25 protein-coding genes are annotated in these 24,880 nt (G+C 63.6%); 11 read left to right on the top strand and 14 right to left on the bottom strand.

Annotation, left to right across the window (positions count from 1 at the left end):
* Positions 1–95 precede the first annotated feature (95 nt).
* Entirely contained in the window at positions 96–1,223 is a 1,128-nt protein-coding gene (locus NFH98_RS05745) for an aminotransferase class V-fold PLP-dependent enzyme (RefSeq protein ID WP_045991926.1), read from the top strand.
* 228 nt (positions 1,224–1,451) lie between these two features.
* Here the strand turns inward: NFH98_RS05745 and NFH98_RS05740 are convergent, their stop codons facing one another.
* From NFH98_RS05740 to NFH98_RS05710, 7 genes are all read right to left on the bottom strand, one after another.
* A complete protein-coding gene (locus NFH98_RS05740; protein WP_083970270.1) occupies positions 1,452–2,057 on the bottom strand; it encodes a Yip1 family protein in 606 nt (201 codons plus the stop codon).
* 241 nt (positions 2,058–2,298) lie between these two features.
* Positions 2,299–3,198, bottom strand: coding sequence for a heme o synthase (gene cyoE / locus NFH98_RS05735; protein ID WP_231498497.1), 900 nt, complete (start codon positions 3,196–3,198; stop codon positions 2,299–2,301).
* 14 nt (positions 3,199–3,212) lie between these two features.
* A complete protein-coding gene (gene cyoD, locus NFH98_RS05730; protein WP_045991965.1) occupies positions 3,213–3,539 on the bottom strand; it encodes a cytochrome o ubiquinol oxidase subunit IV in 327 nt (108 codons plus the stop codon).
* Between the two features lies 1 nt (position 3,540).
* Positions 3,541–4,170, bottom strand: coding sequence for a cytochrome o ubiquinol oxidase subunit III (locus tag NFH98_RS05725; protein WP_045991924.1), 630 nt, complete (start codon positions 4,168–4,170; stop codon positions 3,541–3,543).
* A gap of 2 nt (positions 4,171–4,172) precedes the next feature.
* Positions 4,173–6,155, bottom strand: a complete 1,983-nt coding sequence (cyoB, locus tag NFH98_RS05720; RefSeq protein ID WP_045991923.1) for a cytochrome o ubiquinol oxidase subunit I — start codon at positions 6,153–6,155, stop codon at positions 4,173–4,175.
* Between the two features lie 3 nt (positions 6,156–6,158).
* Positions 6,159–7,136 carry a ubiquinol oxidase subunit II gene (gene cyoA, locus NFH98_RS05715; RefSeq protein ID WP_045991922.1) on the bottom strand — a complete coding sequence of 326 codons (978 nt, stop codon included), beginning with the start codon at positions 7,134–7,136 and terminating at the stop codon, positions 6,159–6,161.
* An 872-nt stretch (positions 7,137–8,008) separates the two neighbouring features.
* On the bottom strand, positions 8,009–8,773 hold the full coding sequence (locus NFH98_RS05710) for a DeoR/GlpR family DNA-binding transcription regulator (RefSeq protein ID WP_045991921.1): 765 nt from the start codon (positions 8,771–8,773) through the stop codon (positions 8,009–8,011).
* A gap of 392 nt (positions 8,774–9,165) precedes the next feature.
* Here NFH98_RS05710 and NFH98_RS05705 point away from each other — a divergent pair, with 392 nt between their 5' ends.
* From NFH98_RS05705 to cdd, 6 genes are all read left to right on the top strand, one after another.
* Complete coding sequence (locus tag NFH98_RS05705; protein WP_349622320.1) at positions 9,166–10,431, top strand: NupC/NupG family nucleoside CNT transporter; 1,266 nt, start codon at positions 9,166–9,168, stop codon at positions 10,429–10,431.
* Between the two features lie 80 nt (positions 10,432–10,511).
* Complete coding sequence (gene deoC, locus NFH98_RS05700; RefSeq protein WP_108131547.1) at positions 10,512–11,300, top strand: deoxyribose-phosphate aldolase; 789 nt, start codon at positions 10,512–10,514, stop codon at positions 11,298–11,300.
* Positions 11,300–12,640: a thymidine phosphorylase gene (gene deoA / locus NFH98_RS05695; protein ID WP_108449686.1), complete on the top strand. Its 1,341-nt coding sequence runs from the start codon at positions 11,300–11,302 to the stop codon at positions 12,638–12,640. Before deoC ends, deoA begins: the two co-directional genes overlap by 1 nt.
* Positions 12,637–13,893 carry a phosphopentomutase gene (locus tag NFH98_RS05690; protein WP_222569198.1) on the top strand — a complete coding sequence of 419 codons (1,257 nt, stop codon included), beginning with the start codon at positions 12,637–12,639 and terminating at the stop codon, positions 13,891–13,893. The genes deoA and NFH98_RS05690 overlap by 4 nt, the downstream gene beginning before the upstream one ends.
* Complete coding sequence (deoD, locus tag NFH98_RS05685) at positions 13,894–14,640, top strand: purine-nucleoside phosphorylase (RefSeq protein WP_045991916.1); 747 nt, start codon at positions 13,894–13,896, stop codon at positions 14,638–14,640. It abuts the gene before it with no gap.
* Positions 14,637–15,077: a cytidine deaminase gene (gene cdd, locus NFH98_RS05680; RefSeq protein WP_222569199.1), complete on the top strand. Its 441-nt coding sequence runs from the start codon at positions 14,637–14,639 to the stop codon at positions 15,075–15,077. Before deoD ends, cdd begins: the two co-directional genes overlap by 4 nt.
* A 110-nt stretch (positions 15,078–15,187) precedes the next feature.
* Here the strand turns inward: cdd and NFH98_RS05675 are convergent, their stop codons facing one another.
* Positions 15,188–15,661: an RES family NAD+ phosphorylase gene (locus NFH98_RS05675; RefSeq protein WP_222569200.1), complete on the bottom strand. Its 474-nt coding sequence runs from the start codon at positions 15,659–15,661 to the stop codon at positions 15,188–15,190.
* The gene (locus NFH98_RS05670) at positions 15,661–16,107 is read right to left on the bottom strand and encodes an Xre family toxin-antitoxin system antitoxin (protein ID WP_045991913.1); all 447 of its coding nucleotides are present in this window, start codon (positions 16,105–16,107) and stop codon (positions 15,661–15,663) included. Before NFH98_RS05670 ends, NFH98_RS05675 begins: the two co-directional genes overlap by 1 nt.
* 392 nt (positions 16,108–16,499) lie before the next feature.
* Here NFH98_RS05670 and NFH98_RS05665 point away from each other — a divergent pair, with 392 nt between their 5' ends.
* Entirely contained in the window at positions 16,500–16,904 is a 405-nt protein-coding gene (locus NFH98_RS05665) for a VOC family protein (protein WP_222569201.1), read from the top strand.
* A 226-nt stretch (positions 16,905–17,130) separates the two neighbouring features.
* On the opposite strand, the gene NFH98_RS05660 is transcribed toward NFH98_RS05665, so the two are convergent.
* Together NFH98_RS05660 and NFH98_RS05655 are read right to left on the bottom strand one after the other, a co-directional pair.
* The gene (locus NFH98_RS05660) at positions 17,131–17,406 is read right to left on the bottom strand and encodes a glutaredoxin family protein (protein WP_052704282.1); all 276 of its coding nucleotides are present in this window, start codon (positions 17,404–17,406) and stop codon (positions 17,131–17,133) included.
* 259 nt (positions 17,407–17,665) lie between these two features.
* Positions 17,666–20,011 (bottom strand): mechanosensitive ion channel domain-containing protein, encoded by a 2,346-nt coding sequence (locus tag NFH98_RS05655; protein WP_213230335.1) that lies wholly within the window; start codon positions 20,009–20,011, stop codon positions 17,666–17,668.
* 105 nt (positions 20,012–20,116) lie between these two features.
* Between NFH98_RS05655 and NFH98_RS05650 the strand changes: the two genes are divergently transcribed.
* Together NFH98_RS05650 and NFH98_RS05645 are read left to right on the top strand one after the other, a co-directional pair.
* The gene (locus tag NFH98_RS05650) at positions 20,117–21,112 is read left to right on the top strand and encodes an amidoligase family protein (protein ID WP_108131539.1); all 996 of its coding nucleotides are present in this window, start codon (positions 20,117–20,119) and stop codon (positions 21,110–21,112) included.
* Positions 21,105–21,833 carry a gamma-glutamyl-gamma-aminobutyrate hydrolase family protein gene (locus NFH98_RS05645; RefSeq protein WP_045991909.1) on the top strand — a complete coding sequence of 243 codons (729 nt, stop codon included), beginning with the start codon at positions 21,105–21,107 and terminating at the stop codon, positions 21,831–21,833. The genes NFH98_RS05650 and NFH98_RS05645 overlap by 8 nt, the downstream gene beginning before the upstream one ends.
* Positions 21,834–21,945: 112 nt before the next feature.
* Here NFH98_RS05645 and NFH98_RS05640 read toward each other — a convergent pair whose 3' ends face one another.
* On the bottom strand, positions 21,946–22,374 hold the full coding sequence (locus NFH98_RS05640) for an OsmC family protein (RefSeq protein WP_045991908.1): 429 nt from the start codon (positions 22,372–22,374) through the stop codon (positions 21,946–21,948).
* Between the two features lie 249 nt (positions 22,375–22,623).
* On the opposite strand from NFH98_RS05640, the gene NFH98_RS05635 reads away from it, so the two are divergent.
* A complete protein-coding gene (locus NFH98_RS05635; RefSeq protein ID WP_108449693.1) occupies positions 22,624–23,499 on the top strand; it encodes an aldo/keto reductase in 876 nt (291 codons plus the stop codon).
* 40 nt (positions 23,500–23,539) lie between these two features.
* Here NFH98_RS05635 and NFH98_RS05630 read toward each other — a convergent pair whose 3' ends face one another.
* Together NFH98_RS05630 and nfi are read right to left on the bottom strand one after the other, a co-directional pair.
* Complete coding sequence (locus NFH98_RS05630; RefSeq protein ID WP_124802480.1) at positions 23,540–24,100, bottom strand: DUF1415 domain-containing protein; 561 nt, start codon at positions 24,098–24,100, stop codon at positions 23,540–23,542.
* A 33-nt stretch (positions 24,101–24,133) separates the two neighbouring features.
* Entirely contained in the window at positions 24,134–24,814 is a 681-nt protein-coding gene (gene nfi / locus NFH98_RS05625; protein WP_045991905.1) for a deoxyribonuclease V, read from the bottom strand.
* Between the last annotated feature and the right edge of the window lie 66 nt (positions 24,815–24,880).

Raw genomic sequence — 24,880 nt, 5'->3', positions numbered from 1 at the left:
AATAATGAGCGCCGAGCCCTAGCCGCTCGGCGCCGTCGTCGCTGACGCAGTCCGCGTCTTCGGCTTGTTCAACGCCCACTGTAAGGATGCGCCTCATGCCTGGCTTGCTCCCGGACGTCGATCCCGATGGCCTGCTGGAATACTCCGTGGTCTATACCGACCGCGCCCTGAACCATATGTCGCAGAGCTTTCAAGGCGTAATGCGCGACATCTCCACCACCTTGAAGCAGGTGTACAACGCCCACAGCGCGGTCATCGTGCCCGGGAGCGGCACCTTCGGCATGGAGGCGGTAGCCCGCCAGTTCGCCCAGAACCGCAGCGCCCTGGTCATCCGCAATGGCTGGTTCAGCTACCGCTGGCACCAGATCCTCGAGATGGGCAAGATCCCGGCCGAACTGTGCGTGGAGAAGGCCCGACGTCAGCAGGACAGCGATCCGACCTCAGCGTTCGCCCCGCCCCCCATCGAGGAAGTCGAGCAGGCCATCGAGCGACTGCAGCCGGACATCGTCTTCGCCCCCCACGTAGAAACCTCGTCCGGCATGATCCTGCCGGACGACTACATCCGTCGCGTATCCGATGCGGTGCACGCCCACGGCGGCCTGATGGTGCTGGACTGCATCGCCTCGGGCACCGTCTGGGTGGACATGCAGGACACTGGCGTCGACCTGCTGATCAGCGCCCCCCAGAAGGGCTGGAGCGGCTCACCCTGCTGCGCCATGGTGATGCTCTCGGCCCAGGCGCGAGAGATCATCAAGGAAACCACCAGCACCAGCTTCGCCGCCGATCTCAAGAAGTGGCTCGAGATCATGGAGGCCTACGAGAATGGCGGCCACGCTTACCACGCGACCATGCCCACCGACAGCCTGCGCGAGCTACGCGAGATCATGCGCGAGACCGACGCCTACGGCTTCGACAAGGTGAAACAGGAACAGTGGGCCCTGGGCCAGGGAGTGCGCAGCCTGCTGGCCGAGTACGGCTTCAAGAGCGTCGCCGCCGAGGGTTACGAGGCGCCCGGTGTGGTGGTCTGCTACCACAACGACCCGGGGCTGGTCGGCAAGTTCGCCGCAGCCGGCGTCCAGGTCGCCGCCGGGGTCCCACTGATGTGCGATGAAGGCGACGATTTCCAGACCTTCCGCATTGGCCTGTTCGGCCTGGACAAGCTGCATCAGCCCGAGCGCAGCATCGACCACCTGCGCAAGGCGCTGGACAGTATCAAGGGGTAAACGGGCTGACACCCACCAGATCGGGCCGCACAGAAAGGCCCAGATAGAAAAAGGGGCGACGCATCAGCGTCGCCCCTCTTGTCTTACCCGTGTTGTCGGACTGAACGGCCAGGTCCTGCACGCCTCGAGTTTCAGTGCTCTCGGGTCATCCCCGTCGACTTGTCACTCTTTAGCCGACCTTTAATCGACCTTTAGTCGACCTCTTGTCACCCTCCAGTCACCCTCTAGTCACCCCAGCAGCGACAGAATGATGCGCTCTCCGTAGCCCCACAGCAGGACGGTCATGCCGAGCAGGCCTTCGAGCACCAGTACCCCCACCGCAAGGGTGGTGCTGGAGACGACGAAGCCTTCCTTTTCGCTGATATCGAGAAAGGAGGGAATGCCCAGATACAGCAGGTAGGCGGTGTAACAGAGGCCGATAACGCCGGCCAGCAGGCACAGCCAGATGATCGGGTAGATCGCCACGATGCCGCTCAGGAACATCGGGGTCGCCACATAGCCGGCAAAGATGATGCACTGGCTCTGGCTGGGTGTCTTGGGAAAGCGTTTAGCCGAGTAACGGATGGTCTTGCCGACGATGTAGACCGCCGCCAGGATCACCAGATAGAAGGCGATCCCCGCCCCCAGGGCGTCTAGATAACTGAGCTTGATGGTCGTGCCGCCGCCGAGACTCCAGCCGACCTGGGTGGTACCGATGTACGAGCAGATCACCGGTATGGCGGCCAGCAACAACACGTGATGCGCGTACAGGTGCGTTATCGTCTCCCTTTCCTGCTTGATCTGCTTCCATTCGCGATTCGGGTGGGCCATCAATCCCCAGACGTGTGTCAGCATACTGACTCCCTCCTGCTACCGCTGAAGTAAGTCCCGAGACCGGCACTCGGCGCCCGCGACTCCGTTGTCCTTAACTTGCAGTATAGAAGCGATTTTTCGCTTCGCTACCAACGTTACCGTACATACTATACAAGTCCTGTACAACACTTGATCTCCAGTCACGCTTCACCCATACGACTGATAAACACAAAAAAACCCCGCATCGGTGAAGATGCGGGGTTTCGGTTTCAGCGCCACCCGATCAGGACATCGAGGTCCACATCGGCGTGCTTGGCATCAGCGTCGCGTCCAGTGACATCATCAGGCTCAGCGCCGTGATGGTGAGGATCGAGATGCCGAATACCTGTCGCGCCCAACGCACGTTGTCGTCGGTACGGTAGCCCTTGGCCGCGATATACAGCCAGTAGACGCCCAGCACCAGGGCAACGATGAAGTAACCGGGTCCAGCGTAGCCGGCCAGACTCAGCGACAGCGTCGCACCGATAAAGGCCAGGATATAGCCCAGGATATGGTGCTTGGCCGTACCGATACCGCGAACCACCGGCAGCACCGGAATGTTGGCGGCGCGGTAATCTTCCATGCGAAAGATCGCGATCGCGTAGGAGTGCGGCATCTGCCACAGGCTGAAGATCACCAGCAGGGTCAAGGCCCCGGTATCGAAGCTGCCGGTCACCGCGCAATAGCCCACCACCGGCGGCACCGCCCCGGAGAGGCTGCCGACCAGAGTGCCGAACTCGGAATTGCGCTTCATGTAGAGGCTGTAGGCCCCCACATAGATGACGAAGCCGAAGGCCGCCAGACCCACCGTCAACGCATTGGTCCCCAGCGCCAGCAGACCGAAGCCGGCGATGCCCAGCAGGGTGGCAAACCGAAGTGTCGCCGCTTCGCTGACCCGCCCCTGCACCAGCGGGCGGTTGCGGGTGCGCTCCATCAGGGCATCGATGTCCTTGTCGATGACGTTGTTGTAGGCGCAGCCCGAGGCGATTACCAGGGCCAGACCCAACAGCGCCGACAGGAACACCACGGCATCGAACTGGCCCTGGGCGGCCAGGAAGTAGCCGCCCAGAACAGAGATCACGTTGCCGCCGATGATGCCCGGCTTGGTGATGGTGAGGTAGTCCCTGAGAGTGTCCCTGAACATCATGCGAGTCGGCGTCAGCCGATCATCATGTTGCGATGCAGGTGGTACATGATCCATAGGGAACCTCCGATGACCAGAACCAGGATCGCCACGGTGAAGACGAAGGACATGAAGTTCCAGCCTTCATCGGCCTTGGTGTTCATGTGCATGAACAGCACGAGCTGCACCAGCACCTGAGCCACCGCGGTACCGACGATCACGATCAACGTCGCGAAGGTGTCGAAGGCGCCGGTCATCACCGCCCCGAAGGGAATGACGGTCAGCACGATGGACAGGATCAGGCCGATCACATAGGACTTGACGCTGCCATGGCTGTGATGGTCGTTGGCGTGTCCGCTCATATCACAGGGCTCCCATCAGGTAGACGAAGGAGAAGACGCAGATCCAGACGATGTCCAGGAAGTGCCAGAACAGGCTCAGACACATGATGCGCGGACGCACCATATCGTCGAGACCACGCTGCTTCACCTGGATCATCATCACCAGGATCCAGATCAGACCGGCGGTCACGTGCAGACCGTGGGTACCGACCAGCAGGAAGAAGGCCGACAGGAAGCCTGAACGATCCGGACCAAAGCCCTCATGGATCAGGTGACGGAACTCATAGAGTTCCAGCGCCACGAAGGCCGCGCCCAGCAGGAAGGTGATCCCGAGCCACTTCATCACCTTGGATGCCTGATTGGCGTTCATGGCGAGCACCGCCATGCCGTAGGTGAAACTCGAGAACAGCAGCAGGAAGGTCCCGACCAGGATGAACGGGAGCTGGAAGATCTCGCCCGGGGTCGGACCATCGGCCGTGCCCCGAAGGAGCACGGCGTAGGTGGCGAACAGTGACCCGAAGATCACCAGGTCGCTCATCAGATAGACCCAGAAACCGAAGACCTTGGTGCCCGCGGCATCATGATGGTCGTGGTCGTGATCATGGTCATGCCCGTGGGCATGACCTTGCTGGTTGAGGGTGTCGGTTGCCATGGTTATGCCTGCATCTCCACACGGTTCTGGTGTTCGCGCTCGATACGCTCGACTTCCGCGGCCGGCACGTAGTAGTCGACGTCATCGTTGAAGATACGCGCGATGAAGGTGGCAAACATGCCCAGTGCGGTCACGATGGCAAGCCACCAGATATGCCACACCAGGGCGAAGCCGAAGACCGCGGAGATCAGACCGATCACCGGACCTTCCCAGGTGTACTTGGGCATGTGAATGTCCTTGTACGGTCCCTTGGACACGCCGGCCTTGCCGCCGTTGGCCTGCTTCTGGTTCCAGAAGTCGTCGATGTCCTTGATCTCGGGCAGATGCGCGAAGTTGTAGAACGGTGCGGGAGACGAGGTCGCCCACTCCAGGGTACGCGCATCCCAGGGATCGCCGGTGACGTCCTGGTTCTTCTTGCGATCACGGATACTGACGTAGAACTGGATCACGGTGCAGGCGATACCACACAGAATCAGCACGGCGCCGATCCAGGCGATGATCATCCACGGCTGCCAGGCGCCGTTGTCATAGGACTGCATGCGACGCACGGCACCGAAGAAGCTGAGAACGTACAGCGGCATGAAGGCCACGTAGAAGCCGGTCAGCCAGAACCAGAAGGAGCGCTTGCCCCACTTCTCGTCGAGGGTGAAGCCGAAGGCCTTCGGGAACCAGTAGGTCAGACCCGCCAGCATGCCGAACACCACGCCGCCGATGATGACGTTGTGGAAGTGGGCGATGACGAACAGGCTGTTGTGCAGCACGAAGTTGGCCGCCGGTACCGCCAGCATCACACCGGTCATGCCACCCAGGGTAAAGGTGATGATGAAGCCGATGGTCCACAGCACCGGAGAGGTGAACTCCAGACGACCGCGGTACATGGTGAACAGCCAGTTGAATACCTTCACCCCGGTGGGGATGGCGATGATCATCGTCATGATGCCGAAGAAGGCATTGACGTTGGCCCCGGCCCCCATGGTGAAGAAGTGGTGCAGCCAGACGATGAACGACAGGAAGGTGATGGCGATGGTCGCCCACACCATGGTGCCGTAGCCGAACAGCCGCTTGCGAGCGAAGGTCGCGATGACCTCGGAGAACACCCCGAATGCCGGCAGGATAAGGATGTACACCTCAGGATGGCCCCAGGCCCAGATGAGGTTGACGTACATCATCATGTTGCCGCCAAAATCGTTGGTGAAGAAGTGAGTCCCCAGGTAACGATCCAGCGTCAGCATCGCGATGGTCGCGGTCAGAATCGGGAAGGACGCGATGATCAGCACGTTGGCGCACAGCGACGTCCAGGTGAAGATGGGCATACGGAACAGGGTCATGCCCTTGGTGCGCATCTTCAGGATGGTGACGAAGAAGTTGATACCGGTCAGGGTCGTACCGATGCCAGATATCTGCAACGCCCATATCCAGTAATCCACCCCGACGCCGGGACTGTACTCTATCCCCGATAGTGGCGCGTAGGCCAGCCAGCCGGTCGCGGCGAACTCACCGACCACCAGCGAGACGTTGACCAGGATGACACCGGCAACGAACAGCCAGAAGCTCAAGTTGTTAAGGAAGGGGAAAGCCACGTCGCGCGCGCCGATCTGCAGCGGCACCACCAGGTTCATCAGACCGATGACCATGGGCATGGCGACAAAGAAGATCATGATCACACCGTGGGCGGTGAAGATCTGATCATAGTGGTCAGGCGGTAGATAGCCCTCGGCTCCGGCCGAGGCCATGGCCTGCTGGGTACGCATCATGATGGCGTCGGCGAAGCCACGGATCAGCATCACCAGCGCGACCAGGAAGTACATGATACCGAGCTTCTTGTGGTCGACGGAGGTGATCCACTCGCGCCACAGATAGCCCCACTTCTTGAAGTAGGTCAGGCCGCCGACCACGGCGATCCCGCCCAGGGCGATACCGATCGCCACCACCATGATGATGGGCTCCTGGATCGGAATCGAGTCTAACGTCAGTTTTCCAAACATGATTTACTCCGCTGCCTCTGCGCTCATGGACTCGCCGTGAGACTCGCTCTCGTCGCCATGGCCGCCTGCGCCGTGCCCGTTGACCACGCCGCCGTAGGTCTCGACGAACTCGGCATGCTTGCCGCCGGCCAGGAAGCTCTTGATGATGCGCTCATAGAGCGCCGGGGTGATCTCGGAGAAGTACTGGACCTCGTTGTCCTCGCTTGGCGTGGCGAGATCGTAGTACTCCTCGGGGAAGGTCAGCGTATCGGACGAGGAACGCACCTTCTCCACCCACTCTTCGAAGTCCTCGACGGAACCCACGTGGGCGTCGAAGGTCATCTCGGAGAAGCCTGCACCGCTGTAGTTGGTGGAGCGGCCCGGATAGACGCCCTGCTCTTCGGCGATCAGGTGAACGTCGTTATCCATGCCGGCCATGGCGTAGATCTGGCTACCCAGGCGCGGAATGAAGAAAGAGTTCATCACCGAACCGGAGCTCACCCGGAAGCGCACCGGAGTGTCCTCGGGGAAGGCCAGTTCGTTGACCGTGGCGATGCCCTGCTCCGGGTAGATGAACAGCCACTTCCAGTCCAGCGATACGGCCTGGATTTCCATGGGCTCGTTCTGTCCTTCCTTGGCCTCGAGACTGCGGTGCGGGTCGAGACTGTGGGAGGTGTACCAGGTCAACAGCGCCAGGAAGACGATGATGACGCAGGGAATGAACCAGACGATGGCCTCGATCTTGGTCGAATGGGCCCAGTCGGGTGAATAGGTGGCATCGGTGTTGCCACGGCGATAGCGCCAGGCAAACCACAGGGTGAGCACGATGACCGGCACCACCACGATCTGCATCAGACCGAAGGCGGTGAGGATCAAGGTACGCTGCTCACGGCCGATCTCCCCCTTGGGGTCGAGCAGCGCCGATTCGCAGCCCGCCAGCAACAGGGGCAGCGCCAGCATCAGCACAACGCTGAGCACGCGCAGGTACGACTTTCTTCTCATGTAGCAACCTCGTCAGGGCTTGGAGGCGGAATACCAGAGATTACGAGCTCAGGCTCGCGCGATGTGCAGGGGCCGCTGAGGTGGAACATTGCATGCACCTTTGGCAAAAGTTGCATGAAATGTGCCGAACCACGGACTAGACCCGCAAAATTTCGCATCCCCTACCCTGCCTCGGTACCACGACAAGACGTCGACACCTGAACAAAAGAAGTAGATGGAATGCGACCGGGGCGTATTGTCGACAGAGCGACCAGACTTGAGAAGCGACGATTTGCCGCAGGGGTGTCGCACCTTTCCTTGATCTGTCGCACCAAGACGTCGCAACAGTGCACAAATGGCCAATTGCCTGGGCCAGCAGAACCTGCCCTGCGACCCAACACCACACCCAGGAAGCACCACCAGGAACCGTGTCAGCGAGGCCGGACCCCACCCCCATGGGAAAGGCGATCTGATGGAAAAGAACGATATCCGTCGCCACGCTATCGTCTGACGTTATCGCCTGACGTTATTTCCCCCGACGCCATCGCCCCAACGCCAGGACGAAAGCGATGACGATGCCGAGAGGGCCAAACCGTGAAGTGTCAGACAAGGAAGGGACAGATAAGGGAGGATCGATAAGGAAGGGCCGGCTCACCAAGGGCCTGGTCATAAAAGAGCGAATCGGCGACGAGGGCCAGATCAGCAAGGGGGCCAAGGGAAGGCTCGAGCAGAAGGGACAGACCACAACGAGAGGCGCAACCGTGCGCCCAGGGGACCACTATCGAGAAAGGCCGTCAGAGACTGAAAGGCCAATGATCCGCAAGACAAGAAGTCACAAGACAAGAATCCACAAGCCAAGGATCCACGCTGGGCAAGAAACCGAAACCGGGGAATCAGGGATGAACCAGCCGAGACGCCACTTCCGGCGTACGTGACAGGCCTGCGGCACCCTCGCCGTGGGTGATGATGACATCGGCGTCGATCAGGGCGCCAAAGAAGGCGGGACGCAGCACGCCCCACTTGCTGTCGTCGAATACCAGGATCCGCTGGGCGGCGGTTTCGATGGCGGCCTGCTTGGGCGCCACTTCATGAAAGTGAAAGCAGCTCAGGCCCCGTGCGGCATGCACCCCGGCGGCGGAGAGAAAGGCGCGATTGATGCCGAGTCCCCGGACCTGGCGGGCGATGTCATCGCCGTCGAAGGACTGGGAGACGCCCTGATAGACGCCGCCCAGCAGGATCAGTCGGATGCCATCGAAATGGCTGACCGCATTGGCCACGTTAAGGGCGTAGGTCACCACCGTCAGGTCTCGTCGGCTGGCCAGTTCTGCGATCATCGGCACCAGGGTGGTGCCGCAATCGATAAACAGGGTATCGCCGTCTTCCACGTAGCCACTGGCGCGGCGACACAGACGCGCCTTGATATCGGCGCCGCGATCCTGTTGAGTTTCCAGGTCGTAGACTGGCGTGAAGTGGGGGTCGTCGCGGCGAACCAGATGCCCGCCCATCAGCATCAGAGGGCTGTCCTTGGTGGACACGTCGCGCCTCAGGGTCATCTCTGACACACCGCAGAGGATGGCGGCGTCCGCCAGCCTCAGGCTGCCGCCTCCGGCGAGCGCCTGCAAAAGGCGCTCCTGTCGCTGAATACTGCGCTGATTCATGGATTCTCCCCCGCGCCTCGACGGTCATGGCTTGCTGCCGTCGTTTTTCAATAAGCATGCCCTGAACTACCGGGTTCAGCCAGTGCCCGGGCAGGTAAGAAAACGCCACTGCACAAATGTTATTTTTCTCACATCAAGTGTTACTATACACTCATTGACGGATGGGCCCAGCCCGTGCCGGCCAATTCCGCTCGACAACAATCACTCGACACGAGCCGCCGCCATGCCCCATCACCTCTATAATTCCTGTTCTGATACCCCATTCGGCATAAGAGATTTCCGCCCCGTTCGAGGCAATTGCCCGCTATCAACGCGATGCGGGACGCCAGACCAGGCCCGAAGTGCGATGATCTATTCTTCAACGTTCATATTTTGATGAGGCGAAGGAACCTATGACACTCCTGATGAGCCTGGTCGGCATGGCCACCCTGATCGCCATCGCCGTCGCGTTCTCCTACAACCGCCGTGCCATTCGCCTGAGAACCGTGGGGGGCGCCTTCCTGATCCAGGCTGGTCTCGGGGCCTTCGTCCTTTACGTGCCCTTTGGCCAGAAGGTCCTGAAAACCGTATCGGACGCCGTCAGCCAGGTGGTGCTCTACGCCAACGACGGCATCGATTTCCTGTTCGGCGGCCTGGCCAACGCCGACAGCGTCGGCTTCGTGTTCGCGGTCAAGGTGCTGCCGGTCATCATCTTCTTCTCGTCGCTGACGGCGGTGCTCTACTACCTGGGCATCATGCAATGGGTCGTGCGCCTGCTCGGCGGCGCGCTGCAGAAGCTGCTCGGCACCTCGCGTACCGAGTCGCTGTCCGCCACCGCCAATATCTTCGTCGGCCAGACCGAGGCGCCGCTGGTCGTGCGGCCCTTTATCGCCCGCATGACCGCCTCCCAGCTATTTGCGGTGATGTGCGGTGGCCTTGCCTCGGTGGCGGGCTCGGTGCTTGCCGGCTACGCCGCACTCGGCATCCCCATGGAATACCTGGTGGCCGCCTCCTTCATGGCGGCCCCCGGCGGCCTGCTGTTCGCCAAGCTGATCATGCCGGAGATCGATCCCGAGGCGGACAAGGCCGACCGTGTCTCCGAGGTCATCGAGGACGAGGACAAGCCGGCCAACGTGCTTGACGCTGCCGCCGGTGGCGCCTCGTCCGGCCTCAAACTGGCGGCCAACGTGGGCGCCATGCTGCTGGCCTTCATCGGCTTGATCGCCCTGCTCAACGGTATCCTCGGTGGCGTCGGTGGTTGGGTCGGATTCGAGGATCTCAGCCTCGAGCTGATCCTGGGCTGGGTGTTCTCGCCGCTGGCCTTCCTGCTCGGCATTCCCTGGGAAGAGGCGACCCTGGCCGGGTCCTTCATCGGCCAGAAGCTGGTAGTCAACGAGTTCGTCGCCTTCATCAACCTGGCCCCCTATATCGACGGCGAGCAGCTCGTGGCCGCCACCGGCGAGGTGATGAGCGACCACACCGCCGCGGTGCTGTCCTTCGCGCTATGCGGCTTCGCCAACCTGTCCTCCATCGCCATCCTGCTCGGCGGGCTCGGCAGCATTGCCCCGAGCCGTCGTCACGACATCGCCCGCTATGGCCTCAAGGCGGTACTGGCCGGCACCCTGTCCAACCTGATGTCGGCCTGCATCGCCGGCTTCTTCATGACCCTGGGCGCCTGATCCCACGTCGCGGATCCAGCGCCCGCCCTCACATCTTCGGCCGCCCGAGGCGGCGGCCTGTCCCACTTCAGGAGCCTCCCATGTCTCCCCAGTCGACCAACCCCTCCGTGATCGCTCGCCAGGCACTGTCCTTGATGGATCTGACCAGCCTCAACGATGACGATACCGACCATGTCGTCGAGGCCCTGTGCCAGCGGGCCAAGACGCCGCTGGGCCACACTGCTGCGGTGTGCATCTATCCGCAGTTCGTGGTGCCTGCGCGGCGCGCCCTCACCGCCCACAACCTCAGCGGCCAGGTCAAGATCGCCACCGTGACCAACTTCCCCCACGGCGAAGACGATGTCATGGCAGCCGCCCGCGCTACCCGCGAAGCGGTGGCTTCCGGTGCCGACGAAGTGGACGTGGTCTTCCCCTACCGCGCCTTCATGAATGGCGATGATCAGATCGGCCAGGAACTGGTCGAGATGTGCAAGGCCGCCGCCAGCGGCCGCACCCTCAAGGTGATCCTGGAAACCGGCGAGTTGAAGGACGCCGAGTTGATCCGCCGGGCCAGCGAGCAGGCCATCGCCGGTGGTGCCGACTTCCTCAAGACCTCCACCGGCAAGGTCGCCGTCAACGCGACGCCCGAGGCCGCCCGAGTGATGCTGGAAGTCATCCGCGACGCGGACCGCCCGGTCGGCTTCAAGGCCGCCGGGGGCGTTCGCAGCGTCGAGGACGCCGCCGTCTATCTGGAGCTTGCCGCCGAGATCATGGGTGCCAACTGGGCCCGTCCCGAGACCTTCCGTTTCGGCGCCTCGGGCCTGCTCGACAACCTGCTGATGACCGCCGGTGTCGGTGTCGACGGCGGGGGCCAGTCCGGAGGCTACTGATGCTGTTGCAGGATATTCTTGCCGCCAAGCGTGACGGCCAGGCGCTGTCCAGCGAGGCCATCCGCCAATTCGTGATGGCCATCGCCGATGACAGCGCCGGTCAGGAGCAGATCGGCGCCTTCGCCATGGCCACCTATCTCAACGGCATGACGCTGGATGAGACGGTGGCGCTGACCGAGGCGACCCGGGACTCCGGCAGCGTGCTGGACTACCGACAGCTTGATCTGCCGGGGCCTATCCTCGACAAGCATTCCACCGGCGGCGTGGGCGACCCGGTATCGCTGATCCTCGGCCCCTGGCTCGCCGCCTGCGGAGCCCACGTGCCGATGATCTCCGGTCGTGGTCTGGGCCACACCGGCGGCACCCTGGACAAGCTCGAGGCCATCGCCGGCTATGACGTCACTCCTCGGCGCACCACCTTCGAGCGCCTGCTCAAGGACGTCGGTGTGGCCATCGTCGGACAGAGCGGCGATCTGGCGCCGGCGGACAAGCGCCTCTACGCGGTGCGCGACGTCACCGCCACCGTTGCCTCGTTGCCGCTGATCGTTGCCTCGATCCTCGGCAAGAAGCTCGCCGAAAACCTCGATGCCCTGGTCATGGACGTCAAGATCGGCAACGGCGCCTTCATGGCGAACGACGACGAGACCCGAACCCTGGCAGCCACCATCGCCGACGTCGCCCGACGTGCCGGCACCCCGACCACGGCGGTGCTCAGCGACATGAACCAGACCCTGGCCGAAAGCGCCGGCAACGCCATCGAGGTACGCGAGTGCCTGGCGATCATGCGCGGTGAGCAGCGCGATTCGCGGCTGTTGACGCTGACCCGCCGCCTGGCGGTGGAAGCGCTGCTGGCCGGCCGACTGGCGACGTCCAAAGAGGACGCCGAACGCCAGCTCGAGGCACGCCTGGCCAGCGGCGACGTGGCCGAGCGCTTCGAGCGCATGGTGGCAGGTCTTGGCGGACCGACCGACCTGCTGGAAAACGCAGGCGCCCTGCCCGCCCCGGCCCCGGTGATCCAGGACGTCCTGGCCGAGCATCCGGGACGGGTGGCACGCCAGGACGTCAAGGCGCTGGGCATGGCGGTGGTCGAGCTGGGCGGCGGGCGCCGCCGTGCCGGCGACGCCATCGACCATCGTGTCGGACTGGACGCCATCGCCGCCATCGGCCAGACGGTCGACCGTCACACCCCGCTGGCGCGCATTCACGCCGCCAGCCAGGCGGACGCTGACAGACTCGCGGCACGGGTACGCGAGGCCTTCACCTTCGGCGACGAGGGCACGCCCCCGCCACTGGTGCACGAGACCTTGTGCGATCCTTCGATAACGGGAGAGACACCATGAGCCGCGCGATCGTGCTGGTGATGGATTCCTTCGGCATCGGTGCTGCCCCCGACGCCGAGCGCTTCGGCGACGCCGGCGCCGATACCCTGGGCCATATCGCCGAGGCCTGTGCCCGCGGGCAGGCCGACGACCGTGGCCGCCGCGGCCCGCTGCAACTTCCCAACCTGGCCCGCCTGGGGCTCTATCACGCCCACCGCGAGGCCACCGGCGCCAGCGCCGCAGGCATCCAGCTGGGCGAGGTCGACGGCGCCTACGCCCACGCCATGGAGGTGTCCTCGGGCAAGGACACCCCGTCCGGGCACTGGGAAATCGCCGGGGTCCCGGTGCGCTTCGACTGGGGGTACTTCGAGGACAGGGAGCAGAGCTTTCCGCCGCTACTGCTCAAGGCATTGATCGAGGAGGCGGCGCTACCCGGTGTGCTGGGCAACTGCCACGCCTCAGGCACCGAGATCATCGCCCGTCTGGGTGAAGAACACTGCGCCAGCGGCAAGCCCATCGTCTACACCTCCGCCGACAGCGTCTTCCAGATCGCCGCCCATGAGGACAGCTTCGGCCTTGAGCGCCTGCTGTCATTGTGCGAGACCGCCCGGCGGCTGCTCGAGCCCTACAATATCGGTCGGGTGATCGCGCGCCCCTTCGTCGGTGACGACGCCGCGAGCTTCCAGCGCACCGGCAATCGTCGCGACTACAGCGTCGAGCCGCCCTCGCCCACGGTGCTGTCGAAGCTTCACGACGCCGGCGGCGAGGTCGTGGCCATCGGCAAGATCGCCGACATCTACGCCCACTGCGGCATCAGTCGTCTGATCAAGGCGTCGGGCCATGACGCTTTGATGGCGGCGACCCTGGCGGCCATGGATGAACCGGTGGCGAGCGACACCCAGCGCCTGATCATGACCAACTTCGTCGACTTCGACATGGTCTACGGCCATCGCCGCGACGTCTCCGGCTATGCGGCGGCGCTGGAAGCCTTCGACCGACAGTTGCCGGCGCTGCTCGAACGGCTGACCGACGACGATCTGCTGGTGATCACCGCCGACCACGGCTGCGACCCCACCTGGCAAGGCAGCAACCACACCCGCGAGTTCATCCCGGTACTGGCCAGCGGCGCCGGGCTTCCGGCGGGATCGCTGGGGCGTCGGCAGAGCTTCGCCGACATCGGCCAGAGCCTGGCGAGCTATTTCGGTCTTGCCCCCATGGCCGACGGTGAGAGCTTTATCGAGCGCAAACGAGCATTGGATAGACGAGGAGCTTAGATGGCTACCCCCCACATCAAGGCCGAACGTGGTGATTTCGCCGACACCGTGCTGATGCCCGGCGATCCCCTGCGCGCCAGATACATCGCCGAGACCTTTCTCGAGGATGCGCGCCTGGTCAACGAGGTGCGCAACATGTACGGCTACACCGGCCGCTACAAGGGACGCGAGATCTCTGTCATGGGCCACGGCATGGGCATCCCCTCGGTATCGATCTACGCCAAGGAACTGATCACCGAATTCGGCGCCAGACGGCTGATCCGCGTGGGTTCCTGCGGCGCCGTGCGCGACGACGTCAAGGTACGTGACCTGATCATCGGCCTCGGCGGCAGCACCGACTCGGGCGTCAACCGCTCGCGCTTTCGCGGCCTCGACTTCGCCGCCATCGCCGATTTCGACCTGACCCGCGCCGCCGTGGACGCTGCCGGCGCTCAGGGCACCCCGGTCAAGGTCGGCAACATCTTCTCTGCCGACCTGTTCTATCACCCGGACCCGGCGCTAATCGACTGCCTGCGCAAGTTCGACATCGTCGGCGTCGAGATGGAGGCCGCCGGGCTCTACGGCGTCGCCGCCGAATTCGGCGCCCGCGCCCTGACCATCTGCACGGTATCGGACCATATCGTCAACGGCGACAGCCTCTCCAGCGACGAGCGCGCCACCAGCTTCGACGAGATGATGACCATCGCCCTCGAGGCCGTGCTCGAGGACGACCGCCAGCAAACCAGCCGCCAGGAGACTACCCGATGAGCGATCCAAGGACGCCAGAGACCGTCGACGCCGATATCGTCAAGGCGCTGATCGAGGTACGCGGCCGCGCCTACGTGCCCTACTCCAGCCATCCTGTAGGCGCCCTGCTGATCAGTGACTCGGGAACCCGCTACGTCGGCGCCAACGTCGAGGTCGCCCACTACAAGGGGCTGTGCGCCGAGGCCTCGGCCATCGCCGCCATGGTCACCAGCGGCGAGACCCGGCTGAAGGAGGTCTACGTCATCGGTCCCGGCGAGCATCTGTGCACCCCCTGCGGTGACTGCCGTCAGCGCCTGCGCGAGTTCTCCTCCCCCGACACCCTGATCCGGGTGGTGGACGCGGACGGCCAACTGCTCAAGCGCTACACCATGGACGAGCTGCTGCCGGACTCCTTCGGGCCGGAAAACCTGGGCAAGGACTCCGCCTTCGCCAGCTAGGCGAGCGAATTCACTACCTCGGAGTTGTCCGCTCTGACGTTGCCGAATCGGCTCGATTTGCCTGGCAGACCTGCCGGAGCGCCAAACGAACTGACTCGGCAACCGGAGCCCTACTGGATGCCCTGAAACAATCTCGGATTGTAGATCCGTGCCCGGATGTCGATGAGCGAGACTTTATCTATGTCCGGGTGCAGCGGATTCACCATCGCCACCTGATCAATGCCCGCAGCAGCGGTACTTGGCACCAGCAGTATCAAGTTGCGGGCCGCCGACAGGAACGCTGTACCGAGTCGCCGCGTGTGTTCAGGAGGGGGAAACAGGTCCCAGCCATCAGGCAATTCATCGACTCCGACCTTCTCGACGGCGCTGCTTTGTACGTCATAGATGCCCAGGCGAAAATCCTTCGGGACCAAGCGCGGGTCTGGAATATAGTTACCCATTTCCAGCATGGCGACGGAGGCACTGGTACCGAAATACAGCACCGGATGGCCGGGGTCATTCCAGCGCGCCCCATCGTGATAGCTGGCACCGCGCCCGGACAGGTTGGCCAGAAAACGCTCAGGGGCGATACGGTACAGCCTCATCAACTGAAGTCGCCGTGACTGATCTTGCGCAGCACCTGTCGTACCAGTTCACGGCCAGCAAAGGTATCCAGGAGTTCGATCGGGCGCGAGCCGGCGAGTGCGGGTACCTCGGCGTGCAGCCATTGATGACCGACCGCTTCGTCAGCGAACACCTCACCTACCTCGACAAACAACTTCAGCGTGTCGAGCACTTCTTCGCTTTGCGCACGCCCCAGCGCCTTGCGCTTGTAGAAGCGATGCAGATTGCCGGAGTCCGTCTCCAGCAGTCGTACAAAGAGATCGCGGTCGGCCGACAGTGCATCGATCGCCTGTTTGAGCACGCTTCCCGGCAGCCCTTGCCTGACGGTTCTGATAAAAGCGGCTGAATCGGTGTACACCTCGCGGGGCAGGTCGATCTGCGCCATCACCCCGCCACCCGCTGCACGGTCCTTTTCGAGAAGCTCCATCGCGTTCTCCCGGCGCTCACTCGCTGGCACGGCGCCAGCAACATTCCCACCTGTACGCTTCAGCATACATCAGATCGAAGTTTTACCAACATCAATATGACCCAAACTCGGCAAGGGGGCACTTTCGCCGACTCGCCACCACACAGCGGAACGCGTCACCGCCAGCGGGCAGCACCGGCCCGAGCCAATTCGGCCTATGCTCAATACTGTTCAGCGCGACCCCGCCCGGCTCACCACAATCGCTCGAGACGTGACGTTCGCTTTGGCCGCGAGGCAGGACGAGGGTCACCCGCGCTGCATCACCCTGTGCAGGTCATCGGGGTGGCGGCCATCACGGCGCAAACTCCTGCGTCCAAGTACCCGCCTCAATTCAAACAACAAGGTAACGGTCCATGACCACAGACTTCTCTCCCGGCGAAAATATCGCCATGAAGATTCCGGCCCACGAGTACGAGGCGACCGTTGCCTTCTACCGCGAGATCCTGAAGTTCGAGGAATTGACGCCACCCGGTGTCCGGGAGACGCCGCGCTTTGCCTTCGGCGACAAGATACTGTGGCTGGATCGCGAGCCGCACTTGAGCCAGGCGGAGATCTGGCTTCAGATCTTGGCCAGCGACATCCAGGCCGCCTCGAGCTACCTCGAACAGCGTGGCTGTCAGCGCTGCGACGAGATCGAGCAGCTGCCGAAAGAATTCAACTCGTTCTGGATCACCAGCCCCTGCAATATCATCCACCTGGTGTCACCCGCCGATGACTCGCCCCCCGACGATGTGAGATTGGAAAACGGAGTCGATTGACTGCAGCTGCCGCAGCCAGCCGGACGCAAAAAAGGCCACCACTGGTGGCCACAAGGCTTGCTGGACTTGCCTGAGATCGGTTCCATCAGACGTGCTGTAGTGTCTTTCGCGTGGCGAGACTGGCGGTGACGCCACGCGATTCGAAGGCTCGTTTGTCCCAAGTGGTGGCCGCGCTTGCTTCAGGCCGCTTTGGGTTCATGAGCCCCACGACGTCAGACGCTTTGCTTCAGGCCACCTTTCCCTTGCTGAAGCGCTTCTTCAGGTAGGCGACGATGTCCATGGATTCGTACATCCAGGTCTCGCTGCCGTCTTCATTGGTGATCAGCAGGCACGGCACCTGAATCTTGCCGCCGCCTTCCTTCAGTGCCTTGCGGTGCGCCGGGTTGGCGCCCGCGTCGCGGATATCCACCTCGACGCCGAGCTTGTCGAGTTCACGGCGCACAAAGGCGCAGAACGGGCAGTGGGCGAAATGGTAAAGCGCGAGATCCTTGGCAACGGTCATGGTGACGACTCCCTCGTGGGTGATACCGCTCGTTGACGATGTGGTCGGTGACGTCACTCCCTTCAAGAGTCGACGACACCCGAAACAGTTGGTGCAGGCGACGGCGCGTTCCGGAGGTTCAACCTTGGCGCTGAGCCTTGGTACCAGACCTTGCCGCCGCCCGACTTGCTAACTTGGTGTCGACACTCACGAGTTCCTGACAGCCTTTCCCGACTTTTCTCACCTCAGTGCAATGTATGCGGGGTACAGCACAACGCCGTCAGGTCCCCGGATCGGGCGAGGCGCCGGTAGCACTGGTTTGATGATGGGGGTCTGCCACCCCGGCCTGGCCTCGGGCGCGCCCGCTGGCATCGCGCCCCTGGTGGTCGGCCTCGCCCTCGCTGGTGGTACCATCGAGACGCCCGCCGCCACGGCCTTCCATGCTGACGCTGAGGCGCGGCGCGCCCAGTTCGACGCCCATCTCCTCCATGCGCTGCTTGAGCAGCATGTTGAAGGCACGGGCCACGTCCCACTGCATTTCCGGCGAGGTGCGAAAGCGCATCCGCAGGATCGCGCAGCCATCCTCGAAACGATCGATACCCTGCATTTCCAGCGGTGACCAGATGTGGTGGCGCATGATCGGATCCTGGCGCAGATCCCGGGCGGTCTCCTGCATCAGGGTGGTGGCGTCGTCGATCTTCATGTCGAAGGGAATGCGGATCTTCATCAGCGCCACGCCGAACTGCCGCGACATGTTATGAATGGAGTCGATACGCGAGAAGGTCAGGATATGCACGATGCCGTCCAGGTCACGCAGGCGTACGGTCCTGAGCGTCAACCCTTCCACCGTGCCCATGTGGCCATTGATCTGAACGAAGTCGTCCACCGCCAGGGAGTCCTCGATCAGGATGAAGATGCCGGTGATCAGGTCCTGCACCAGGGTCTGGGCGCCGAAGCCGATGGCCAGACCGATCACCCCGGCACCGGCCAGCAGCGGCGTCACGTTGACCCCCAGATTGGCCAGGCCGACGATGGAGGCGATGATCACGATGGCTGCGAAGATCACGTTGCGAATCATCGGGGTGATGGTCTGGGCCCGCGCCTGGTTGACCCGACGCCCGCGCGAGCGCGCCGAGGAGGTCAGCGCCCGCTGGATGGCGGTATCGGCGAAGATCCACACCAGCCAGGCCAGCAATACGGTAAAGGCGATCGCCAGGATCGCCTGGCCGATGCGCACGCTGGCCACCCCTTCGCGGCCGATGCCCACCAGCGAGCCGCCCCACACCTGCAGCGACAGCTCGGCGAACACCAGCCAGGCAAGCACATGCCCCAGGGTATAGGCGAAACGTTCGAGCCGGCGGCGATACTCGCTGTGGTGGCGGTGGCGACCCCGGCTGTGGTCATGACGCTCGTTCTGGCGGCGCAGCAGCGCGGTGACCACCAGCGTCAGCACCAGCAGGGCGGCGTTGATGATCGAACGGGCCAGTGCGGTACCGACATCGCCTCCGGTGACGAAGATCGCCACCAGCGAGGCCCCCACCAGCAGCAACGCGGGAATATGCCACAGCCGACCGATCACCCGAGTGACCTCGGTGGGACTCGAGCAATCGCTGCGGATGGTGTAGGTGCGGTTGCGAATCAGATGCTTGATCGGCCGCTTGAAGCGAACGATGAAGCGGAAGGTCAGCACCGCGGCCAGGATATTGGCCAGCACCGAGGCTAGCGAGGACAGGTCGACCCCCAGCAGGTCCACCAGACGTTCGGTCTTGAAGGCGTCGCCGAGGGCGATCAGTGCGCCGATGACGAACAGCGGACGCAGAGCCCGCTGCTGCAGCAGCTTGACCGCGGTATAGCGATGCCCGCGGGTGAACACCGAGATGACGATCTCGACCACCACCGACAGGATGCGCCCGCACAGTGCGGCGTAGGCGATCACCGATACGACGGTGCGCCCGGCGCTGCCGGGCACCAGCTGTGACACCCCCAGCACCGCCAGAAAGGCCAGCGCCCAGGGCAGCATGCGGCGCAGAAAGTGAGCCGCCAGCAGCCACGCCTTGGGCTCTCTCGGCAGGTCCATCGGCCAGCCCCGGCGGGACCCGATCAAACGCCCCAGCGCCACCAGGATGATCACCATGCCACCCCAGATCGTCAGCAGGATGCTGAACTCCACGGCGAACTGGGCCAGCTCGCTATGGCTGGTGTCGGCGATCAGGCCATTGATATCGCGCCAGCCCTCCGCCAGCTTGGCGCGCCACTGGGCCATGGGCGAACCGGCCCCTTCGGCCTGCTCGCCAAGCTCGGTGAAGGTATCGGCAAGCGCCCCCAGCAGTCCCTGGGAACTGGTGCCGGTTTCCGCTGCGGCCTGGCCCGCGTCGCGCAGTGACCTGAGGCTATCGAGCAACTCCTGACGGCTCTGGTCGCTTTCCAGCGTCTGGATCAGGGTATCCAGGGATCGCTGCAGCTCTTCGGAGGAGGCTTCCTGTGGGGCCTGTTCACCGCCCCCGGCCAGGGCCTCCAGCGCCAGGCCCTGGGCCGACGCCTGAACGGGCAAAATACATGCCCCAATGAGAAAGAGAAGCACAAACCATTGAAATATGTGAACTATTTTACTTCTATGCAGCAACATTCGTGCTCCCTGCCGGTGAGGACTCGGCGCCGCCGCCGATGAAAAGTGACCGCCTATGGTAGTCTGCGAAGTAACGTCCCACTAATGCCTTATCAGGATGCCGCCATGAAAGCTCAAGCGCCACCCGAGCCCACCACCGCCGACGGAGACATCCGCAAGGTGGGAGTGGAAATCGAGTTCGCCGGCCTGGACCCCATGGCCACCGCAGAGATGGTCCAGTCCCTGTTCGACGGTCGTATCGAGGTCCAGAGCGCCCACCGGATGAAGGTCAGCGACACCCAGTGGGGCGACTTCAAGATCGAACTGGACTCTCAGTACGTCCACCCCGAATCACCCGAGGACGCGGCCAAGACACCCGGCGACGACTGGGATCGCATGCGCCGCGACCTCGACCGTCGCTCTCGCGAGCTGCTTGGCGACATGGTCACCGGACTGGTGCCGACGGAGATCGTCTGCCCCCCGGTCCCCTGGGATGAGCTCGACAAGCTCGACGCGCTGTTCGACGGACTGCGCGAGCACGGCGCCAAGGGCACCGAGGCCAGCCTGATGTACGGTTTCGGTCTGCATCTGAATCCGGAGCTCCCGAGTCTCGAGGCCGAGGACATCCTGCGCTATCTGCGCGCCTACCTGCTGTCCGCCGACTGGCTGCGCGAACAGATCCGGGTCGATATCACCCGGGAGGTGCTGCCCCACGCCAATCCCTTCCACAAACGCTACTGCCTCAAGCTGTTCGACGAGGACTATGCTCCCGATATCGACCAGTTGATCGATGACTATCTGGCCGACAACGACACTCGCAACCGCGATCTGGACATGCTGCCGTTGTTCGCCCACCTGAGGCCCGACCATCCCCACGAGCTGTTTCGCAAGGAACTTGTCCAGCCGCGACCCACCTTTCACTACCGTCTGCCCAACGCTCAGCTTTCCGAAGCCGACTGGGGCGCGGTGACCGAATGGAACCGCTGGCTCGAGGTAGAACGCCTGGCCTGCGCGCCCGAGACCTTGCATGAGCGTATGGCGGAGTATCGAGCCCGTCACCTCGACAGCTCGCTGTGGCAAAAGATAAAGCACAAGCTCAAGGGAGACTCCAAGGATGGCTGAACGCCCGGTGATCGGTATTTCCACCTCCGACCACAAGAGCCTGCTGGCCTGGTGCTTCGACTGGTTCGCGGTGTGGCGCCATGGAGGCAAACCGCTCAGGCTATCGCCGTCGCGGCCACGACCGGACCGGCTCGATGGCCTGATCGTCGGCGGAGGTGATGACATCCAGGCGCATCTGTACGGCGGCGAGATGCAGCTCGACGTGCGCGTCGATCCAGAACGTGACGAACTGGAACTCGAGCTGCTGGCCCGCGAGATCCCGCGCAATACACCGGTACTCGGTATCTGCCGCGGCTCGCAACTGATCAACGTCCACCTGGGTGGCACCCTGGACAGCGACATCTACACCACCCACGAAGGGCTCAAGCGCCGGCGCACCGTGCTGCCACGCAAGACCGTTGACATCGTCGAGGGTAGCCGACTACATCAGCTGCTGCGGGTCAGCTGGTGTCGCATCAACAGCCTTCATCACCAGGCGGTGGAACACACCGGTCGCGGTGTCGATATCGTGGCACGTGACCGGGACGGCCTGGTTCAGGGGATCGAGTCCCGTGAGCACGACTTCCTGCTGGGGGTTCAGTGGCACCCGGAATTCCTGATCTTCAATCGCCCCCAGCAACGACTCATCCGCGCTCTGGTCGACGCGGCGAGAAAGCCCCACGCCGAGCGCCAGGTGCCACCGGAACCCCGCGCCGAACGTCCCACGCAAAGCGCCTCCTGAGCACGAGCCTTCGAGGGTCAATGCAGCTGCGCGAAAAAGCCCGCCAATCGGCGGGCTTTTCCATGTGGCAACAACATCGTGGCAACGACGTCGCTGACGCGACCCGGCCGGATCAGGCCAGCTTGGCGTCCAGGCTGATCTCGGCGTTCAACAGCTTGGAGATCGGGCAGCCGGCCTTGGCCTTCTCGGCGGCCTCCTGGAACACCGACTCGTCGGCGCCGGGGATGCTGGCGCGAGTGGTCAGATGCACCTTGGTCACGGCGAAGCCACCGTCGACCTCATCGAGGGTCACCTCGGCGCTGGTGTCGATGCTGTCGGCTTCAAGGTCGGACTCGCCCAGAATCATCGACAGTGCCATGGAATAGCAGCTGGCGTGGGCCGCACCGATCAGCTCTTCCGGATTGGTCCCGGCCTGGCCTTCGAAGCGCTGCTTGAAGTCATAGGGAACATCGCTGAGCGCGTCGCTGTTGGTGGACACAACGCCCTTGCCCTGCTTGAGACTGCCCTTCCACTGCGCGGATGCGGTGTTGGTGATACTCATGACGACTCCTTCCAGTTGAGATACACGGGCTGGTAAACACACTACGGTGGCGCCTCTTCCTGAGGCGCTCGCCCCGCCACCTCCCATCGATGGGCGGTACCTGCGGGGCCAATCATCCCTGGCGGGACAACTGATGACTTCACCATGCATCTTGTACCGAGGTCTGTCCAGCCTCGTCTTGCGCGCCGACGGTCATGGCTGCGATAGTCGATCGCATCTCTGGAAAACTATTCCGCAAAGGTGTGCGACATGACGACTGCCAAGGTTCTGCTGGAAACCGGAAGCACCGCCGAGGCCCTGCCTGCCCTGGGCCAGGGCACCTGGTACATGGGTGAAGGGCGTGCGCCCCGGCGACAGGAAATCGCCGCCCTGCAACGTGGGCTGGAGCGAGGTCTGCGGCTGATCGACAGCGCCGAAATGTACGGCGACGGTGCCGCCGAACGCCTGGTCGGCGAGGCCATCCAGGGTCGCCGCGACCAGGCGTTTGTGGTCTCCAAGGTCTACCCCTGGAACGCCGGTCGCGACAGCGCCATCGCCGCCTGCGAAGCGAGTCTTGAGCGCCTGGGCACCGATTACCTGGATCTGTACCTGCTGCACTGGCCGGGGAGCATCCCACTGGACGAAACGCTGGAGGCCTTCGATCGCCTGGTCGCTGCCGGCAAGATTCGTCGCTTCGGTGTGTCGAACTTCGACGTGGACGATATGCAGACGCTGGCTCGCCTGCCCGGTGGCGGCGACTGCGCGGTCAACCAGGTCCTCTACCATCTGGCGTCGCGGGGAATCGAGATTGCCCTGAGGCCATGGCAACGCCGGCAACGGATGCCGCTGATGGCTTACTGTCCGCTGGCCCAGGCCGGCGCCGTCGGCGCAGATCCCCTGGCCGACCCGCAACTTGGTGAGCTCGCCGCGGACCTCGGCCTGACCCCGGCGCAACTGCTGCTGGCCTGGGCCATCCGACCGGTCGAGGGCCAGCACGAGGTCATCGCGATTCCCAAGGCCGCCTCCCCCGAGCACGTCGACGACAACGCCAGGGCGCTGGAGGTAACCCTGGACGAGGCAACACTTGCGCGACTCGACGCCCTGTATCCGGCGCCACAGCGTAAGGTGCCGCTGGATATCGTCTAGGTGGGTCCAACCTGATGAGAGAGCTGAGTGCGCCTTCGGCTCAGCGAAAGCGCGCTTTCAATTCCGCCAGCCGCTCGGCCAGACTGTCGCTGCCGATCTCCCTCAACCTTTCGATATTGCGCTCGGGGATAGCCTCGGGGTCGGGATAGTGGGCCAGCGCCCTTTCCAGACCCTCTTCACGCAGCAGATGCCAGACCGGCCAGGGAGAACGATTGGTGAAGTTGGCCGGATCATCATCATCCACGCCGTCGAAGACATAGTCAGGGTGGAAGCTCGCCAGCTGGAAGACGCCCTCGTAGCCACGGTCGGCGAGCAATGCCTCGGCCATGGCCAGGGCGTCGAGATAGTCGTCGAAGTCGGCAAGCCCTCGGGTGAACACCAGCAGACTGGTCTCCACCTCGGGTGTCGTCTCGAGGTGGTGGCAGGCCTCCAGCAGCGCCACCAGGGCGTCCTCGAGCCTGCGCCCGTCGACCTCGATATAGCGAATCGATCCGCGTGTGACCTCACGCCCGGCGAAGGGGCAGACGTTGAGGCCAACCACGAATTCCTCGACCCAGGCTGCGGTGGCCGCAACGCCGGGTGATACCTCTGTGTCGGACATGGCGAGTTCTCGGATGCTTGAGTGAAGGCCGGCTCAGCGCCGTGACGCCAGCCTGTCGGCCAGCCTTGTGGGTTCGGGCAACTTGTAGCGGCCGAGGCAGGCCACCGCCCAGGCCCTGGCCGAATCCACCGACAGCCGGTGGCCCGGCGACACGAACACCGGCTTGACGCCGGCGCGCGAGCGTAGCACGACCCCGATGCGCTCGTCGCCGTCCATCAGGTCGGTACTTTCCGCACGCCCCTCGGGGACCTCGCCATGGCGCCCGGTCAGGCGTTTCTTGGCCACGCCCAGGGTGGGCAGATCCAGCCACAGTCCAAGGTGCGCCGCCACCCCGAGGCGCCGGGGATGGGCGATGCCGTGGCCATCCACCATGACCAGATCCACGCGGCTGTCGAGTCGTTCGAAGGCCGCCAGGGCCGCCGGTATCTCACGAAAGGACAGGAGCCCCGGCACGTAGGGCATGCGCGTCGGCTGACGCGCCACCACCTGCTCGATCGGCGCAAGCCCCGGCCAGGACAGCACCACCACCGCGGCGCGGGTGGTGTCGCCTCCATCTTCGAAGCCGATATCCACTCCGGCAATGTGTTCCACTTCACCGAGGGCGTCCTCGCGTATCAGGCGTCCTGCCAGGGTACGCTGCAAGGCGATGGCCTCCTTCGGTGCCAGGTCCCAGTCGTGCAGCGCAGTCTCTCGTGTCCTGGGGTGCTGGGTCATGTCACCTCCCTGTTGATGACCTGCGGTGGCTGAAGACACCACCCGCTCGCGGTAGACTACGCGCCA

Source organism: Halomonas sp. H33-56 (assembly GCF_040147035.1).
GTDB lineage: Bacteria > Pseudomonadota > Gammaproteobacteria > Pseudomonadales > Halomonadaceae > Halomonas > Halomonas litopenaei.
Note: the sequence above shows the minus strand (reverse complement) of the source record. Positions and strands in the feature narration are given on the sequence as shown.

Excerpts from the sequence above, each read along its gene's own strand:
- NFH98_RS05745 (WP_045991926.1), top strand. The coding sequence starts at position 96 with ATGCCTGGCTTGCTCCCGGACGTCGATCCCGATGGCCTGCTGGAATAC.
- NFH98_RS05740 (WP_083970270.1), bottom strand. The coding sequence starts at position 2,057 with ATGCTGACACACGTCTGGGGATTGATGGCCCACCCGAATCGCGAATGG.
- cyoE (WP_231498497.1), bottom strand. The coding sequence starts at position 3,198 with ATGTTCAGGGACACTCTCAGGGACTACCTCACCATCACCAAGCCGGGC.
- cyoD (WP_045991965.1), bottom strand. The coding sequence starts at position 3,539 with ATGAGCGGACACGCCAACGACCATCACAGCCATGGCAGCGTCAAGTCC.
- NFH98_RS05725 (WP_045991924.1), bottom strand. The coding sequence starts at position 4,170 with ATGGCAACCGACACCCTCAACCAGCAAGGTCATGCCCACGGGCATGAC.
- cyoB (WP_045991923.1), bottom strand. The coding sequence starts at position 6,155 with ATGTTTGGAAAACTGACGTTAGACTCGATTCCGATCCAGGAGCCCATC.
- cyoA (WP_045991922.1), bottom strand. The coding sequence starts at position 7,136 with ATGAGAAGAAAGTCGTACCTGCGCGTGCTCAGCGTTGTGCTGATGCTG.
- NFH98_RS05710 (WP_045991921.1), bottom strand. The coding sequence starts at position 8,773 with ATGAATCAGCGCAGTATTCAGCGACAGGAGCGCCTTTTGCAGGCGCTC.
- NFH98_RS05705 (WP_349622320.1), top strand. The coding sequence starts at position 9,166 with ATGACACTCCTGATGAGCCTGGTCGGCATGGCCACCCTGATCGCCATC.
- deoC (WP_108131547.1), top strand. The coding sequence starts at position 10,512 with ATGTCTCCCCAGTCGACCAACCCCTCCGTGATCGCTCGCCAGGCACTG.
- deoA (WP_108449686.1), top strand. The coding sequence starts at position 11,300 with ATGCTGTTGCAGGATATTCTTGCCGCCAAGCGTGACGGCCAGGCGCTG.
- NFH98_RS05690 (WP_222569198.1), top strand. The coding sequence starts at position 12,637 with ATGAGCCGCGCGATCGTGCTGGTGATGGATTCCTTCGGCATCGGTGCT.
- deoD (WP_045991916.1), top strand. The coding sequence starts at position 13,894 with ATGGCTACCCCCCACATCAAGGCCGAACGTGGTGATTTCGCCGACACC.
- cdd (WP_222569199.1), top strand. The coding sequence starts at position 14,637 with ATGAGCGATCCAAGGACGCCAGAGACCGTCGACGCCGATATCGTCAAG.
- NFH98_RS05675 (WP_222569200.1), bottom strand. The coding sequence starts at position 15,661 with ATGAGGCTGTACCGTATCGCCCCTGAGCGTTTTCTGGCCAACCTGTCC.
- NFH98_RS05670 (WP_045991913.1), bottom strand. The coding sequence starts at position 16,107 with ATGGAGCTTCTCGAAAAGGACCGTGCAGCGGGTGGCGGGGTGATGGCG.
- NFH98_RS05665 (WP_222569201.1), top strand. The coding sequence starts at position 16,500 with ATGACCACAGACTTCTCTCCCGGCGAAAATATCGCCATGAAGATTCCG.
- NFH98_RS05660 (WP_052704282.1), bottom strand. The coding sequence starts at position 17,406 with ATGACCGTTGCCAAGGATCTCGCGCTTTACCATTTCGCCCACTGCCCG.
- NFH98_RS05655 (WP_213230335.1), bottom strand. The coding sequence starts at position 20,011 with ATGTTGCTGCATAGAAGTAAAATAGTTCACATATTTCAATGGTTTGTG.
- NFH98_RS05650 (WP_108131539.1), top strand. The coding sequence starts at position 20,117 with ATGAAAGCTCAAGCGCCACCCGAGCCCACCACCGCCGACGGAGACATC.
- NFH98_RS05645 (WP_045991909.1), top strand. The coding sequence starts at position 21,105 with ATGGCTGAACGCCCGGTGATCGGTATTTCCACCTCCGACCACAAGAGC.
- NFH98_RS05640 (WP_045991908.1), bottom strand. The coding sequence starts at position 22,374 with ATGAGTATCACCAACACCGCATCCGCGCAGTGGAAGGGCAGTCTCAAG.
- NFH98_RS05635 (WP_108449693.1), top strand. The coding sequence starts at position 22,624 with ATGACGACTGCCAAGGTTCTGCTGGAAACCGGAAGCACCGCCGAGGCC.
- NFH98_RS05630 (WP_124802480.1), bottom strand. The coding sequence starts at position 24,100 with ATGTCCGACACAGAGGTATCACCCGGCGTTGCGGCCACCGCAGCCTGG.
- nfi (WP_045991905.1), bottom strand. The coding sequence starts at position 24,814 with ATGACCCAGCACCCCAGGACACGAGAGACTGCGCTGCACGACTGGGAC.